This is a genomic window from Bacillus sp. LH1 (assembly GCF_057924895.1).
Window position 1 is genome coordinate 3,956,205 of the sequence record NZ_CM175007.1, and the last position, 15,105, is coordinate 3,971,309.

Genomic DNA, 15,105 nt, shown 5'->3' on the forward strand with positions numbered 1-15,105 from the left:
AAAAAAAAATCGCAACAATTTGTTGCGAAAAATCACATTTTTTCTTTTCTATACACACATACTTGATTCTTTCCATTTTTTTTCGCTTCATATAATGCAATATCCGCTCGTTGCATTAATTCTTCTCTTGTAGTTCCTTGTTCATATAACGCAACCCCAAAGCTAGCTGTTAACTTCGAAATTCCAGTGAATTGCTTTGTTTCAATGAAGAATCGTAATGATTCCGCAACTTGAAATGCTTCCTTTTCTACTGTATTTGTCACTAATATAATGAATTCTTCCCCTCCCCATCTTGCAAATACATGTTGCTGCTCCACTTTAGATTTCATAAGCTCTGCAAGTTGTATTAATGCCAAATCGCCAAAATCATGACCATATGTGTCATTAACTGTTTTAAAATTATCTATATCAAATAAAATAATTGCTATTTTCTCATCATTACGTATTACCTTTTCCCATTCTACCTCTAGTATTTGTTGAAACTTTAAACGATTATAAATCTCTGTCAATGAATCTATCATAGCAAGTCTTTCTTGTTCTTGATAGATTTCATCTAATTCTGTAATTTCCGTGCACTTTACAATAAATCTTGATAAATCTTCTGGCAATGGTGTCGCACGTAATAGAAAAGTAGATACTGCCCCTTCATAATTTGACATCTTAATTCTTCTACCGCTTGATAAAGTATCGTCTAGCCATGTTATATCATGCGTCGTCGAGTAGTATCCATTTTCTCTAATAAAATGTTCAGCAAATACTAAATGTTGCTCGCGATAGGCAAACAAATTTTCATATCCGAAAAACGTTAAAAAATTTGTATTACAATCAACAATTTCATCATCTTCTACTATAAATAATAAATCATTTTGAAAATCAAACATCGTTTGAAGCAGTTCCTGTTGTAAACTAACTTGCCTTACTAAAGAAAGTTGATACAAACTCTTATTCACTTCTTCTAACACTGCTTGCGGAGTTACAGGGGCTATTACAATATTACGTATTCCTAATGCAAGTACATCTGTAAATTCCTTTGTTATTTGTTGATCCCAAATGACAATGAATGTACTTTGCGAGGTATACATATTCTTTATATATTTTATTTGAGAATAATCTGTTACATACATAATTATAATGTGCGGTTTCGTTCTTTGAAATAATAGTTCGCCCTCTTCAAAACTATTTGCTATAAACATACATTTTGGATGGATATTTTCTATCGTTTGTTGATGTTTACATCCATTTTCTATATAAAGGACATTTAACTGCAGATCTTGTAACACATTTTGGAAAACCGTATTCTCTAATAAAAAATGTAGTATGTTCATCACTAGTCTTCACTCACTTCATATATCTTGTTCTACTGAATTCCTCACAAACATTTCTAAAAGACTGTTCTCCAATAAACTTTAATTTGTGAGAAATACATATTAACAAGCTAATTGAGAATGTTATCTTCCCTTTTCACTCTATAAATTCCTTTTTTAGTGTATGATTATAGGAATTATATCGTTTGTATGAATGCCCTAGCTTATTTCTTAAAACTTGACAATTAAAATAAAGATATTATATTCTTAAATTCGATAACTTACAAAATGTAAGTAATATACATTGCGTTTTCCCGATAATTTTATATACAATTTGGAGGATATATTATGACAAACGACAACTTTTTTAACGTTCTATATGAACGCACATCTACACGTGCATTCAACCCAAATAAAGAAATCTCATCTACAGAATTACATGAGATTTTAAAAGCAGCAGCACAAGCACCTTCCGCTTGGAACTTACAACACTGGAAATTCCTTGTTTTTCAAGGTGAAGATGTACAAAAACGATTACACCCAATAGCTTATAACCAACAACAAATTCTTGATGCTTCTGCAGTAGTCGCTATTTTAGGTGATTTAGAAGCTTATAAAAATGTTGAGCCAGTATATGGTCCAATTGTAGAACAAGGATTTATGAAAGAAGAAGCAAAAGAACGCTTAGCTAAAAATATTGAATCTGCATATGCTCGTGAACAATTCCCAAGAGATGCTGCCTTTTCAAATGCATCTTTAGCAGCAATGCAACTTATGCTTGCAGCTAAAGCAACTGGTTGGGATACTTGTGCTATTGGTGGCTTCAATCCACAAGCACTGACAGACGAATTTAACGTTTCATCTCGTTACGTTCCAATTATGCTTATTACAATTGGGGAATCAACTTTAAAAGGCCACCCTGCACCTCGCATGAGCGTAGAGCAAGTAAGCGAGTGGGCAAAATAATAAAAAACGAAGGCAACTACATTGCCTTCGTTTTTTATTCCCTGTCATAATTTTGTAATATTACTACAAATCATTCGACATTTATACTTATGGAAAAGTATATTCTATTCCCTTCTCATAAATAAACGTGACGTTTCGTGTCGAATTTTGTTAAGCTGTTGAAATATACCCGTGTATTTTTGTTACAATTGTGATACAATGATAACAAATAGATAACAAGAGAGGGATTTTCATTGAGTTCATACGGAAGCTTTATCGCACTTTTATGTTACATAGTAACTGTACTGCTTCTATATTTTATTGGTGATGCCGCAAACATCTCCATTTTACAATTTCCAAAAGAAGAAGCATTCCAATTAGAATCAGAAAAACATACTGCACGATCCATTGTACCACTACTCCTAGCTCTTCCTGTATATATCATCGTTTTATATAAAAGTAAAAAAGTGTAAAGGCTACCCATTTCATTTATTTCGGTGGTTTTTACATTTTTTTGTTATATTCCACCTATTTTAAACATCATTCCATACTAAACACCCAGCTAGTCATTTAAAATGAGAAAATCCCCTAGAAAAAATTCCACTCTCTGTCCAGTCACTAACTACCGAACTTACATAGATTATAAGTGTGAAGGGGGTGATGAGGATTATGTTTGGATCATTTGGATGCTGTGATAACTTTAGAGAATGTCATCATCATGAAAGAGAGCGCGACCATCGCGAGAAAGAGAGAGAGAGAGAGGTTAGACCACAACAACCAGCTGTATGTAACGTACTTGCTAGCATTTCAGTTGGAACAGAACTTTCTCTTTTAAGCATTAGAGGTAATGGTACTTTCAACAATGTAATTTTTGAAGGTTTCGCTAACGGTGTTGCTCTTTTCTCTGCTTTAGCTCGTAATGACAAAGACAACAAAGATAACAATAAAGACGATAAGAACAATCAAAATCGAAATACTTTTACTGGTATTTTACGTGTATGCCCAACTGATATCGTTGCAATCGCTATCTAATTCTGTCTCTTATCCTCGATAGTAAGCAAATAAGATTTACTTTTCTCATAGAAAAAACCTGAGACCGATTTCAAATCGACTCAGGTTTTTTTATTAATTATATGCTTTTAACTAGTTCAACAACTTCTTCAGCAGTTGACATCATTAATGCTTTTTCTGCTAATGTTTCCATTTCTGCTTTTGACAACTTGCTTAGCTGTGTTCTTGCAGGAAGAATAGATGTTGCACTCATACTGAACTCATCTAAACCTAATCCTAATAGTAATGGGATAGCAAGTGAATCGCCCGCCATCTCACCACACATACCAGCCCATTTTCCTTCTTTATGAGCAGCATCGATAACCATTTTTACAAGACGTAAAATAGATGGGTTATATGGTTGGTATAAGTATGATACTTGTTCGTTCATACGGTCTGCAGCCATTGTGTATTGGATTAAATCATTTGTTCCGATAGAGAAGAAGTCAACTTCTTTCGCAAATTGATCTGCTAATACTGCTGAAGCTGGGATTTCAACCATCATACCAACTTCAATAGAATCAGAAACAGTTGTACCCGCTTCTACAAGTTTCGCTTTCTCTTCTAATAAAATTGCTTTCGCTTGACGGAACTCATCAAGAGTTGCAATCATTGGGAACATAATTTTTAAGTTACCGTATACGCTAGCACGAAGTAATGCACGAAGTTGTGTACGGAACACATCTTGCTCATCAAGACATAAGCGAATTGCACGGTATCCTAAGAATGGGTTCATTTCTTTTGGTAAATGTAAGTATGGAAGCTCTTTATCTCCACCGATGTCAAGTGTACGAACAACGACTGGTTGACCTTCTTTTACACCTTCAAGAACTGCTTTATACGCTTCGAACTGCTCTTCTTCTGTTGGAAGATTGTCACGACCCATGTATAAGAATTCTGTACGGTATAAACCAACGCCTTCTCCGCCATTATCGATAATACCTTGTACATCATTTGGTGTTCCGATATTTGCAACAAGCTCAACGTGATGTCCGTCACTTGTTACAGTAGCTTGGTCTTTTAATTTAGCCCATTCAGCTTTTTGCTCTTCAAATTTCGCTTTCTTTTCTTCAAACGAACGAAGAGTTTCTTCTGATGGGTTTACAATTACTTCTCCATCTAAACCGTCAATGATAACGATATCGCCGTTTTGGATTTTCTCCATAACAACTTTCGTACCAACAACAGCTGGAATTTCCATAGAACGAGCCATAATTGCAGAGTGAGATGTACGTCCACCGATATCAGTAGTGAAACCTTTTGCATACTTACGGTTTAATTGAGCTGTATCAGATGGTGTTAAATCTTCAGCAATGATGATTACCTCTTCAGAAATTGTACCAGGGTTTGAGAAGTTAATTCCTAGTAAATGTGCAAGAACGCGTTTTGTTACGTCACGAATGTCCGCAGCACGTTCTTTCATATATTCGTTATCCATGTTTTCAAACATAGAAATAAACATTGATGCAACTTCATCCATTGCAAATTCAGCATTTACTTTTTCGCTATTTACTTTATCTTTTACTGGGTTTACTAGTTCTGGATCATTTAACACTAATAAATGTGCTTCAAAGATCGCAGCTTTGTCAGCACCTAGCTCAGCAAATGCGTGGTCCTTAATAGCTTCTAATTCAGTTTTTGCTTTCTCAAGCGCAGCGTCTAAGCGTGCAATTTCTGCAGCTTCGTTTGTAATTGATTTCTTTTCGATGTTAAATTCAGGATTTTCAAGTCTGAAAGCCTTTGCAATAGCAATCCCACTTGATGCAGCGATCCCTTGAATGTTAAGAGTCATTATTCTCCTAATCCTTCGTTTTTCATAGTTTCTTCGATAGCTGCTAGTGCTTGAGCTGCATCATCACCATTTGCAGTGATTTTAATTTCTGCGTTTTGTTGAATGCCTAAAGACATAACGCCCATGATTGATTTTAAGTTAACGTTCTTTCCGTTATACTCTAAGTTAATATCAGAACCGAATTTGCTTGCAGTGTTTACAAGTAGAGTTGCTGGACGAGCATGAATTCCTGAGTCGCTAGTTACTTTAAAGATTTTTTCCATGATAATTTATCTCCTTTAAATTACAGTATTTTTTAGTTGTATAGACGTGAGTACTACATCATCTATTGTATATAATAGGCGATGTTCGGTCAACCACATCGCCTATTATAATTATAAACATTTTGCGTCAAATTCCTACTGAATGTCAATAATAGCGGTTTCGCCCTTCTTAACATTTCCATCTTTTTTCAATTCGACTTGTTGCCCTTGTTGTAAGTTTGTAAAGACAATTGGTGTAATGATAGATGGTGCATTTTCTTTTACAAATGCAAGATCTACTTTTAATAATGGTTGGCCTTGTTTCACCTTGTCGCCTTGTGCTACAAGCGCTTCAAAACCTTCACCATTTAATTTTACAGTATCAATACCGAAGTGAATTAAAATTTCTTTTCCGCCTTCAGATTGAATACCAATCGCATGTTTTGTAGGGAATACATTGACAATCTCACCGTTCACTGGAGAAACTACTGTTCCTTCAGTTGGCTCAATTGCAAATCCGTCTCCCATCATTTTTCCTGAGAATACTTGGTCAGGTACTTCTGTAATTGGTAAGATTTTTCCTTCGATTGGTGATACAATTGTTTCATTTTCATCAACTTTTTGAGGAGTTTCTTCCACTTTTACAGGATCTTCTTTTTCAACATGAGGTGTACGACCTGACATAATATCATGAATTTGTGATTTTAATGTGTCAGATTTCGGTCCGAAAATAGCTTGAATGTTATTTCCAACTTCAAGTACACCAGCTGCTCCAAGTTCTTTTAAGCGGTCTTTGTTTACATTCTTTTGTTCGTTAACTTGAACACGTAAACGAGTAATACAAGCATCTAAAGAAGCAATGTTTTCTTTACCACCAAGTGCTACTAATACTTCACGAGGGAGTTCGCCTGCTTCTGCTTTTCCTGCGCCGTCATTTGCATTTGCCACTTCACGACCAGGTGTTTTTAGATTCCATTTACGAATTGCAAAGCGGAATCCGAAGTAGTAAATAACTGCTAGTACAAGACCAACAATAATTACCCACCACCATGCTGTACGGCCTGGTAGTACACCGAATAATAGGAAGTCAATTAAACCACCAGAGAATGTCATACCAATTTTAACACCTAAAATTTGCATTGTCATAAATGATAGACCAGCAAATACAGCGTGAATTCCGAATAATACTGGCGCTACGAATAAGAATGAAAATTCAAGTGGCTCTGTAATACCTGTTAAGAAAGATGTTAATGCTGCAGAACCTAAAATACCTGCTGCTAATTTTTTATTTTCTGGACGTGCTTCATGGTACATTGCTAAAGCTGCTGCTGGAAGACCGAACATCATGAACGGATACTTACCAGTTGTAAATGTCCCTGCTGTTAATTCTACACCGTCTTTTAACTGTGCCATAAAGATTTTTTGGTCACCACGGATTAATTCGCCAGCTGCATTTGTATACTGACCGAATTCGAACCAGAACGGTGAATAGAAAATGTGATGTAATCCAAATGGAATTAATGAACGTTCAATTAAACCGAATATAAATGCTGCGATTGTTCTATTTGCATCAATCATTTGATGTGAGAACGTGTTTAAGCCACCTTGAATGTATGGCCAAACGAAGCACATGATAATACCTACTATTAAAGAGAATGTTGCAGTTGCGATCGGTACGAAACGCTTACCTGCAAAGAAACCTAAGTATGATGGTAATTCAATGTTGAAGTATTTATTATAGCAATATGCCGCTACTATACCGACGATAATACCACCAAATACCCCTGTTTGTAGCGTTGGAATACCTAATACGTTTGCATACGCTGGATCTGCAAATCCAATTTTTACTGGGTCTGCTCCAGAACTTGTTACTTTCACTAGCTTATCTACTTCTAAGAACACACTCATCGTTTTGTTCATAATTAAGTAGCCGACGAATGCTGCTAAACCAGCTACTCCGTCTCCACCAGCTAAACCAATTGCTACCCCAACTGCGAATAATAATGCAAGGTTAGCGAAAATAATATCACCAGATTGTTCCATAATTTTTGCAACCATTACGAACCAATCTGCTTTTAAAGCAGGAATAACATTTGTTAACTGTGGATTTTGAAATGCATTACCAAATCCAAGTAAAATACCTGCCGCCGGTAAAATCGCTACTGGAAGCATTAACGCTTTTCCGACTTTTTGAAGAACACCAAAGATCTTCTTAAACATGGAAACCCTTCCTCTCTTATCTATATTGATACCTTCCGACAAACGCCAAAAAGACATGAGGAAAAAAAGATAGAACGATAGCTATACAAAGGGTAGTATATCCCTTTCTCTAGCTTACATTCCTTACTTTTCTCCACTCATGCCTGATCGAATCAGTAACACGTGTCAAAAATAGGTTTACGTATAAGTTCACTATAATTAAGGCAAACGTTTTCGTTACTCACCTTAATGTGTTTGTCGAAATTTGTATAACTTTGCAATAGTTATTATACATAACTATTGTAAGCGATTCAATCATTTTTTTTAACGTTTTCATTTTAGACAAAAATATATGGCTTTTTACACATGCTCTGCCTTTACTAAGCGTTGCAAGTGCATCGTTAAATAAATACTTTCAGCTTCATATACAGGTAGTTGCAACTCTTTTTGCATGACCTTAACTAGCTTCCAAGCCAAGTTATAGCAAGCTGGATACTCCGCCTTTAATAAATCAGCAAAACTTTGCGATTCCTCTACTTTTTCTCCTTTTTTCACCCTCTCAATAGCATATTGAAGATGACGAATAAGACGTAAATAATGAATGCTCTCTTGATCTAATGTAATTTGTAAGTTTGTCTCAATTAAAGATACAAGTTGTGCAATGAGACGGGAGTTTTGATTAACTGAAGATAAATCAGAATTTGTAAGCGAACTGTAAATGTGAAGTGCAATAAAACCAATTTCTCCTTCTGGCAATGTAATTTGCAAACGAGAATTTAAAAGTTCTACAACACCTTCCGCAATTTCATATTCCTTTGGATAGAGCATTTTTGTTTCAACTAAAAAAGGGTTATCAATTGTAAGTCCTTGTTTTAACCTTTTAATCGCAAATGAAATATGATCTGTTAACGCAATATGAATATGTTCATTTAGTGGCGATTTCGCTTTCCCTTGAATGTACAGCATAATATCGTTCATCAATTCAATTAATTTTTCACTAATATGCGGCACTAATAATTTGTATTGTTCACGATCACGTTCATTTTTTAAGACAAACATCTTTTCGATTTGTTCTTGCTCCAATACATCTTTCGCTTTTTTCCCAAATCCAATTCCTTTACCAATCACTACTACTTCCTCGTGTTCCGGATGGCTAGCAATGATGACATTATTATTTAAAACTTTTTTAATTTCTAGATAATTACTCATATAACACCACCCTCGTACTTAAATAGCCTACTTTTATGTTACAGAATATTCTTCTTTGTCGTCAATGTAAAACATCTGCCATTTAATAAAAATTCATTTTTTAGACATGTTTATATATGATGCGTATAATGTAAGAGCAACTGTACATAGAAAGGAGATAACAGCATGATTAAAATGTTTGTAAGTGATATCGATGGTACAATGATGCAACACGGAGGTCTTATTGACGAACAAGATGTTGCGGCACTGCGCAGCCTTGCCGAGCAAAATGTTATTCTTTGCTTCGCTTCCGGAAGACTTGATAATGAAATTGCAGACTTAATGAAAGCTGTAAATACAAATTTTCATCGCATTAGTGTAAATGGTGTTTTTGTATATACACATGAAAATAAACAACTATTATCTGCAACTTTTGATTCCAGCATACTTCCCGATTTGTTAGCTATGACGAATGAAGATCCTTATTTCCGTTATGTAAGTGATGAGCATAATTATTACATTGAAGAGAAAACACCTTTCATTCAAGAACTTGAACAACAAGTAACTATGACTTCTGTTGAAGAACCAAACTTACTACAGAAGATTGATGATACAATTTTCCCAAATAAAATTTCTGTCGGTGGAACAAAGGAGAGCTTACAACTCCTTCAGAAAAAAATTGATGAAAAATTCCACGGGAAAGTTAGTACTTTCATCTCAGCAGAACAATGTTTAGATGTAATGCCACCGAATGTTAGTAAAGGCTCTGCCATTTCTGTTTTATTAAATGAGTTTCAAATAAAACCTGAGGAAATTGCTTGTATAGGGGATTCTTATAATGACATTCCTATGTTTTCTTTAACTCCTCACAGTTTTGCTATGTCGCAAGCAGATGATGCAGTAAAAAAACACGCTCACTATGTAGTAAATCACGTCAAAGATGCTGTTAACCACGTAATTGCTCATAATAAAAATACGACTCATTCCTTATAAGGATGAGTCGTATTTTTATTTCTTTACATGTTAACCATTTTCAATTCCACTGTACTTCACAAACTGAAATATACTATTTGTTACGTGCGATATTCGTAATAAATTTATAACGATCTCCACGATAAATACATTTCACGTACTCTAGCGGTATCTCACCTTCTGAATATGACCATTGACGCATTACAAGTACAGGCGCCTTTTTAGGAATATGCAGATGTTCAGCTTCATTTTCCGTCGCAACGGAAGCTTCAATTGACTGAGTAGCGCTAACAAGTTTAAAGCCCAGTTTTTTCTCTAAATGTTCATATAAAGATTGTTGCAATATCTCTTCGTTAATATCTTTTACAAGAGCTGGCGACAAATATGTCGTCTCAAAAGCAATCGGTTCATCATCAGCTAAGCGAATACGCCTCACTTCATAAACCGATTCCCCCTCCTGTATTCTCAACCGGTCTGCTATTTTAGCAGTAGCTGGAACTAGGCGGAAACTAAGTAATTGACTACTTGGGTTCATCCCACGAGAAATCATGTCTTCTGTGAATCCCGTCATTCCTTGCAATTTTTGTTCCACTTTCGGAAGTTGGACAAATGTTCCAATTCCACGCTTCCGATATAAATAGCCTTGTTCCACTAAATTATTAATCGCCTGTCTGATTGTCATTCGACTCACTTCGAACTTATCACAAAGTTCATTCTCAGATGGGATTTTATCTCCCGGCTTCCATTCGCCGTCCTCAATTAGCTGTTTCACCCACTCTTGAATCTGATAATAGATCGGAAATGGTGAATACTTGTCGATGTTCATCAGCAATCGCCTCACTGCATAAAGATAGAGCTTCTTGATCAGCGATTACGGTTACATTCGGATGACGTTGTAAAACTGTAGCCGGACACTCTTCACTATATTCACCTTGCAATAATTCTTTAACAGCTTCTGCCTTTTTAGAACCCATAGCAACAAGTAGAACTTGTTTCGCTTTCATAATGCTTCCAATTCCCATTGTAATCGCATGAGTTGGCACATCTTCTTCTTTTTCGAAGAATCGAAGGTTTGCTTGGCGTGTAGATTCTGTTAATTCAACAATGTTTGTTGGAGAATTAAACGGTGTTCCTGGCTCATTAAATCCGATGTGACCGTTTTCACCGATTCCAAGAATCTGTAGGTCAACTGGGTTAGCAGCTAGAATGCTCTCGTAACGTTTGCACTCTTCCTCTAAATCACTTGCCATCCCGTTTGGTACATAAGTTTGTTTAAATGGAAGATGATCAAACAACTGTTCTTGCATGAAATAGTGATAGCTGTTTTTATCTTCATGTGGTAAATTTACGTACTCATCTAAGTTTACAGTGGTTACACGGCTTGTATCAAGTTTATTTTTTCGCATTTCTGCATAAATACCTAATGGAGAGCTTCCTGTAGCCATTCCTAATGTTGGATTTTCTTTTGTTTTTACAACTTCTTCAATTAATTTATAACCTGCTTCTGCTAATTCTTCTGGAGTTTTTACAACAAGAATATTCATTTAATTACTTCCCTTCCTTCATATGAATTCCTAAACGAACCGTATCATATACATGTAAATCTTCATTCATCACAACAAAGTCTGCATCTTTTCCTACCGCTAATGCACCTTTATTATTTAATCCAAACTCTTCTGCTTGGTTAACTGATGTCATAAGTACTGCATCTTCGATTGAACAACCTGTAAATTCAATTACATTTCGGAAAGCTTGATCCATTTTTAGAATACTACCAGCTAACGTTCCATCTTCTAATCGAGCACTACCATCTTTTACATGTACTGGCTGTCCGCCAAGCTCATATAATCCATCTTCAAGACCTTTTGCACGCATTGCGTCAGTAATAACACTTACTTTTTTCGGTCCTTTTAACTTATATGCTAATTTCACCATGTCAGGGTGAATATGAATACCATCTGTAATTACTTCAACCATTACATCTGGATTTAATAACACATGACCCACAACTCCTGGTTCACGGTGATGTAATCCACGCATTTGATTGTATAAATGTGTCGCATGTGTAATCTTTCTATTTTTTAGTTGCGCATCAATTGCATCTGTATGTCCCATTGTGCCAACTACACCAGTTTCAGCAAGATATTGTTCAAACTCTAATGCTCCCTCTTCTTCTGGTGCATATGTTACTAATTTAATTAAGTTCCCACTTGCTTCTTGCCATTGTTTAAATTGCTCAATATTTGCAGGAACGATATGTTCAAGTGGCTGTGCACCTGCACGTTTCTTTGAAACATAAGGTCCTTCTAAATGAATATATTCGAAATGCGCTCCTTTTTCTTTTGCTTCTTTCGCAGCAGTTAACGCTGCTTCAATTGCCTCTGGAGCTTGTGTCATTGTTGTTGGGAAGTAAGTTGTAACCCCTTCTTTTAACATTTCTTTACCTAGAGTTACTAACCCATCGCTATTTGCATCCATCGCATCAATATCGTATCCACCATGAATATGAACATCGATCATACCTGGAATTATAATCTTCCCTGTAGCATCAAAAACAGTTTCATTTTCTTGTGGTACATATTGAGCCATCAAACCAATTTCTTTAATGGTTTCTGCGTAACGAATAAATCCGTTTTCCACTATTTCTTGACCTGTGTAAATTTTGGCATTGATGACAATTTGCGTTTTCATTTTCATCGATCCTTTCCCATGAATTACCTACTTGTTATTATTACCTTATTCGCCTAGTTCCATCTTAATATATGCACGAGTAGTTGTCTATACATTCTAATGAAATTTCCTTTTTATTCAACAGAAAAGGAAATTTCTTACGTCTCTTATAATTATAATATATATTATTCATTTTTCCAAAAAGGGACAGTATCGCCCCCTAATATAGAAATCACTTCAACAATGGCATTAATCCGCTAGATTCTAACATAATATGTTCACCATCTGTTTCCATTTCTACTGTACGTTTATTCGTTCTATATACCATTATACCGTGCCTTTTTAAGCGTTTCACTACACTTTGGTGAGGATGTCCATACGGATTATTACTCCCGTACGATAGAATAGCAAACTGCGGTTCCACTTTTTTTATAAACGTTTCACTTGTTGAAGTATATGAGCCATGATGCCCCACTTTTAACACATCTGCATGGACATCAAATTGTTTTAATATTTCATGTTCTGTCCGTACATCCGCGTCACCCATTAATAAAAAATCCGCTTTTCCATATCGCACCTTTAAAACAATTGAGGATTCATTATTTTCATCTTTTGATTTCCCGTTGTTTAATACTTGTATAGAAACATGTGGATCCAGCGGTATATATTGTCCTTCCTTTACTGAAACGAAAGGTATCCCTCTTTTTTTTATATTATTCCGATACGTATGATAAGTAAGAGAACTATATGTTTTTCCGCTATCTAGTATAAGCGATACCGGCATTTGCTCTACAATTGGAATTAACCCCCCTATATGATCCATATCGGGATGCGTACTGACAATTACATCTAAATGATTAATCCCTTTCTCAATTAATTTCTGAATAATAACCTCTCCTGCTTCATAAGGTCCTCCATCAATTAACATTGTTTGTCCATTTGGCATTATAATAAGTGTTGCGTCACCTTGCCCCACTTTTAAAAAGCTCACTTTCATTTTACTAAGATGTTGCCGATGCATATGTAAAGGAGACGTAGTATGAATGGACATCATATACCTTTTAGCTGATGCGCTATTTAAAGAAAAACATAATAAAACAGAAACTAATAATAAAATAATCCGCATACCTCTCATAACTCGTCTCCTTTTTTCATTTAGTATGGCACTGTAAATAATTGATATACAAAAAAAGCTTAGCAAAATGCTAAGCTTTTATTTCGATATCTCTTGTAAGGAACCGAAGAATAAATCTGCTTCATTCATTTGTTCATTCTCTTCAGAAAGCGGTGGTAAATCATCTAATGTTTTCAATCCAAATGTGTCTAAAAATTCTTTTGTTGTTCCGTATAAAATAGGACGCCCTGGTCCTTCTGCTCTTCCCATTTCTTTTATAAGTAAATGTGAAACCAACGTTTGTAACGCCTTATCAGTTTTAACTCCTCTAATCTCTTCCATTTCAGTCCTTGTGATTGGTTGGCGATATGCAACAATCGCTAACGTTTCGAGGGCAGCTTGTGAGAGTGAAGCAGCTGTTGGTGTATCTATTAATTTTTGATAATATGAAGCATGTTCTTTCTTTGTAGCAAAACGATATACTTTTGCATACTGTACAATTTGCAAACCACGGTTTGCACCTTCACATTCTTGTTGCATTTCTTCTAAAATATTAATTGCTTCATTCATTTCAATTTCAAGAACTTTCGCTATTTGTTCTGGATAAATCCCTTCATCACCAGAAACAAATAAAAGGCCTTCAATAATTGACTTTTGTTCTTTCCTATCCATTTCACGAGCTCCTTCCTTCTATTTTCTCATAAAAATACACATCAAAAAACCGAATCACAATTAATGCGTTCGGTTCAATATTTTTTCTCTTGTTCCAAACGATACATTAAAACATAGCATGAGATAAAATGTTGCTATCCCATTTTCACATACTGGCTCTATGCAGATTTATTAGAGCTTGATACGAAAATTTCATCAAAATTATGTTCTTGCTCAATTATGATTTGTTGTTTTTTCATAAGTTCCAGAACTGCTAAAAATGTTACAACCATTATTTCACGTTCATCATCAACAAACAAATCATAAAAACTTTGGCGACCACCCTTTATTTTTAACTGTTTTAAAATATCAGTCATTCGCTGTTCAATTGGTATTTCTTGACGAGTAATACGTGTTGTTACAGGTTTTTTTGCCTTTTTACGGCGCATTAATTTTTGAAATGCTGCTAGCATATCATATAACGTAACATCAAGAGGTAAGCTTGTCTCCTCTTCTTGTTGCAACGATGTAAAGTCAATTGGTGGACGTGTATATAGCTGTGCTCTTTCTTGTTCTCTTTCTTTTAACTCAGTAGCAACTTGCTTATATTTCTTATATTCAATTAACCTCTCCATCAATTCTTGACGAGGATCATCTATAAAATCATCACCGTTATCAAGTACATCTTCTTCATGTTTCGGCAACAACATCTTACTTTTAATTTGTAATAACGTTGCAGCCATTACTAAATACTCACTTGCAACATCTAATTGAAGTTCTTTCATCGTATGCACATAAGATAAATATTGCTCTGTAATATCTGCTACAGGAATATTATATATATCAATTTCATAACGATGTATTAAATGTAACAATAGATCTAACGGCCCTTCAAAAGCCTCTACTTTAAAATTATATTGCACAAAGCATCCCACCACATTTTTTCTATAACAACATAAGTATAGAGCATACTCATGT

The 15,105-nt window shown here is 35.2% G+C and carries 15 protein-coding genes; 4 read left to right on the forward strand and 11 right to left on the reverse strand.

All coding sequences use genetic code 11. The features are described from left to right. Positions 1-32 precede the first annotated feature (32 nt). On the reverse strand, positions 33-1,325 hold the full coding sequence (locus ACX9TM_RS20350; protein ID WP_001023185.1) for a GGDEF domain-containing protein: 1,293 nt from the start codon (positions 1,323-1,325) through the stop codon (positions 33-35). A gap of 327 nt (positions 1,326-1,652) precedes the next feature. On the opposite strand from ACX9TM_RS20350, the gene ACX9TM_RS20355 reads away from it, so the two are divergent. The 3 genes from ACX9TM_RS20355 (at position 1,653) to ACX9TM_RS20365 (ending at position 3,281) form a co-directional block, all read left to right on the forward strand. Then, complete coding sequence (locus tag ACX9TM_RS20355) at positions 1,653-2,270, forward strand: nitroreductase family protein (protein ID WP_000180387.1); 618 nt, start codon at positions 1,653-1,655, stop codon at positions 2,268-2,270. 233 nt (positions 2,271-2,503) lie between these two features. Further along, a complete protein-coding gene (locus ACX9TM_RS20360) occupies positions 2,504-2,722 on the forward strand; it encodes a hypothetical protein (protein ID WP_000100485.1) in 219 nt (72 codons plus the stop codon). Positions 2,723-2,918: 196 nt separating this feature from the next. Next, on the forward strand, positions 2,919-3,281 hold the full coding sequence (locus ACX9TM_RS20365; RefSeq protein ID WP_000468041.1) for a DUF3915 domain-containing protein: 363 nt from the start codon (positions 2,919-2,921) through the stop codon (positions 3,279-3,281). 97 nt (positions 3,282-3,378) lie between these two features. On the opposite strand, the gene ptsP is transcribed toward ACX9TM_RS20365, so the two are convergent. From ptsP to glcT, 4 genes are all read right to left on the reverse strand, one after another. Then, positions 3,379-5,091 (reverse strand): phosphoenolpyruvate--protein phosphotransferase, encoded by a 1,713-nt coding sequence (ptsP, locus tag ACX9TM_RS20370; RefSeq protein WP_000174207.1) that lies wholly within the window; start codon positions 5,089-5,091, stop codon positions 3,379-3,381. Further along, positions 5,091-5,354, reverse strand: coding sequence for a phosphocarrier protein HPr (ptsH, locus tag ACX9TM_RS20375; protein ID WP_000411080.1), 264 nt, complete (start codon positions 5,352-5,354; stop codon positions 5,091-5,093). Before ptsH ends, ptsP begins: the two co-directional genes overlap by 1 nt. Positions 5,355-5,489: 135 nt before the next feature. Beyond that, positions 5,490-7,553, reverse strand: coding sequence for a PTS glucose transporter subunit IIABC (ptsG, locus tag ACX9TM_RS20380; protein ID WP_000473177.1), 2,064 nt, complete (start codon positions 7,551-7,553; stop codon positions 5,490-5,492). A 339-nt stretch (positions 7,554-7,892) separates the two neighbouring features. Beyond that, positions 7,893-8,741, reverse strand: coding sequence for a glucose PTS transporter transcription antiterminator GlcT (gene glcT, locus ACX9TM_RS20385; RefSeq protein ID WP_000073860.1), 849 nt, complete (start codon positions 8,739-8,741; stop codon positions 7,893-7,895). Between the two features lie 165 nt (positions 8,742-8,906). On the opposite strand from glcT, the gene ACX9TM_RS20390 reads away from it, so the two are divergent. After that, positions 8,907-9,713, forward strand: a complete 807-nt coding sequence (locus ACX9TM_RS20390; protein ID WP_000594243.1) for a Cof-type HAD-IIB family hydrolase — start codon at positions 8,907-8,909, stop codon at positions 9,711-9,713. A gap of 73 nt (positions 9,714-9,786) precedes the next feature. On the opposite strand, the gene ACX9TM_RS20395 is transcribed toward ACX9TM_RS20390, so the two are convergent. The 6 genes from ACX9TM_RS20395 to ACX9TM_RS20420 form a co-directional block, all read right to left on the reverse strand. Next, on the reverse strand, positions 9,787-10,518 hold the full coding sequence (locus ACX9TM_RS20395) for a GntR family transcriptional regulator (protein ID WP_014894892.1): 732 nt from the start codon (positions 10,516-10,518) through the stop codon (positions 9,787-9,789). Beyond that, positions 10,448-11,236, reverse strand: coding sequence for a glucosamine-6-phosphate deaminase (gene nagB, locus ACX9TM_RS20400; protein ID WP_001024210.1), 789 nt, complete (start codon positions 11,234-11,236; stop codon positions 10,448-10,450). Before nagB ends, ACX9TM_RS20395 begins: the two co-directional genes overlap by 71 nt. A gap of 4 nt (positions 11,237-11,240) precedes the next feature. Beyond that, positions 11,241-12,383: an N-acetylglucosamine-6-phosphate deacetylase gene (gene nagA / locus ACX9TM_RS20405; protein WP_002179749.1), complete on the reverse strand. Its 1,143-nt coding sequence runs from the start codon at positions 12,381-12,383 to the stop codon at positions 11,241-11,243. A gap of 211 nt (positions 12,384-12,594) precedes the next feature. Beyond that, complete coding sequence (locus ACX9TM_RS20410) at positions 12,595-13,497, reverse strand: ComEC/Rec2 family competence protein (protein WP_001214826.1); 903 nt, start codon at positions 13,495-13,497, stop codon at positions 12,595-12,597. Positions 13,498-13,575: 78 nt separating this feature from the next. After that, positions 13,576-14,148, reverse strand: a complete 573-nt coding sequence (gene scpB / locus ACX9TM_RS20415; RefSeq protein ID WP_000375168.1) for a segregation/condensation protein ScpB — start codon at positions 14,146-14,148, stop codon at positions 13,576-13,578. Between the two features lie 158 nt (positions 14,149-14,306). Further along, a complete protein-coding gene (locus ACX9TM_RS20420; RefSeq protein WP_065381893.1) occupies positions 14,307-15,050 on the reverse strand; it encodes a segregation/condensation protein A in 744 nt (247 codons plus the stop codon). Positions 15,051-15,105 lie beyond the last annotated feature (55 nt).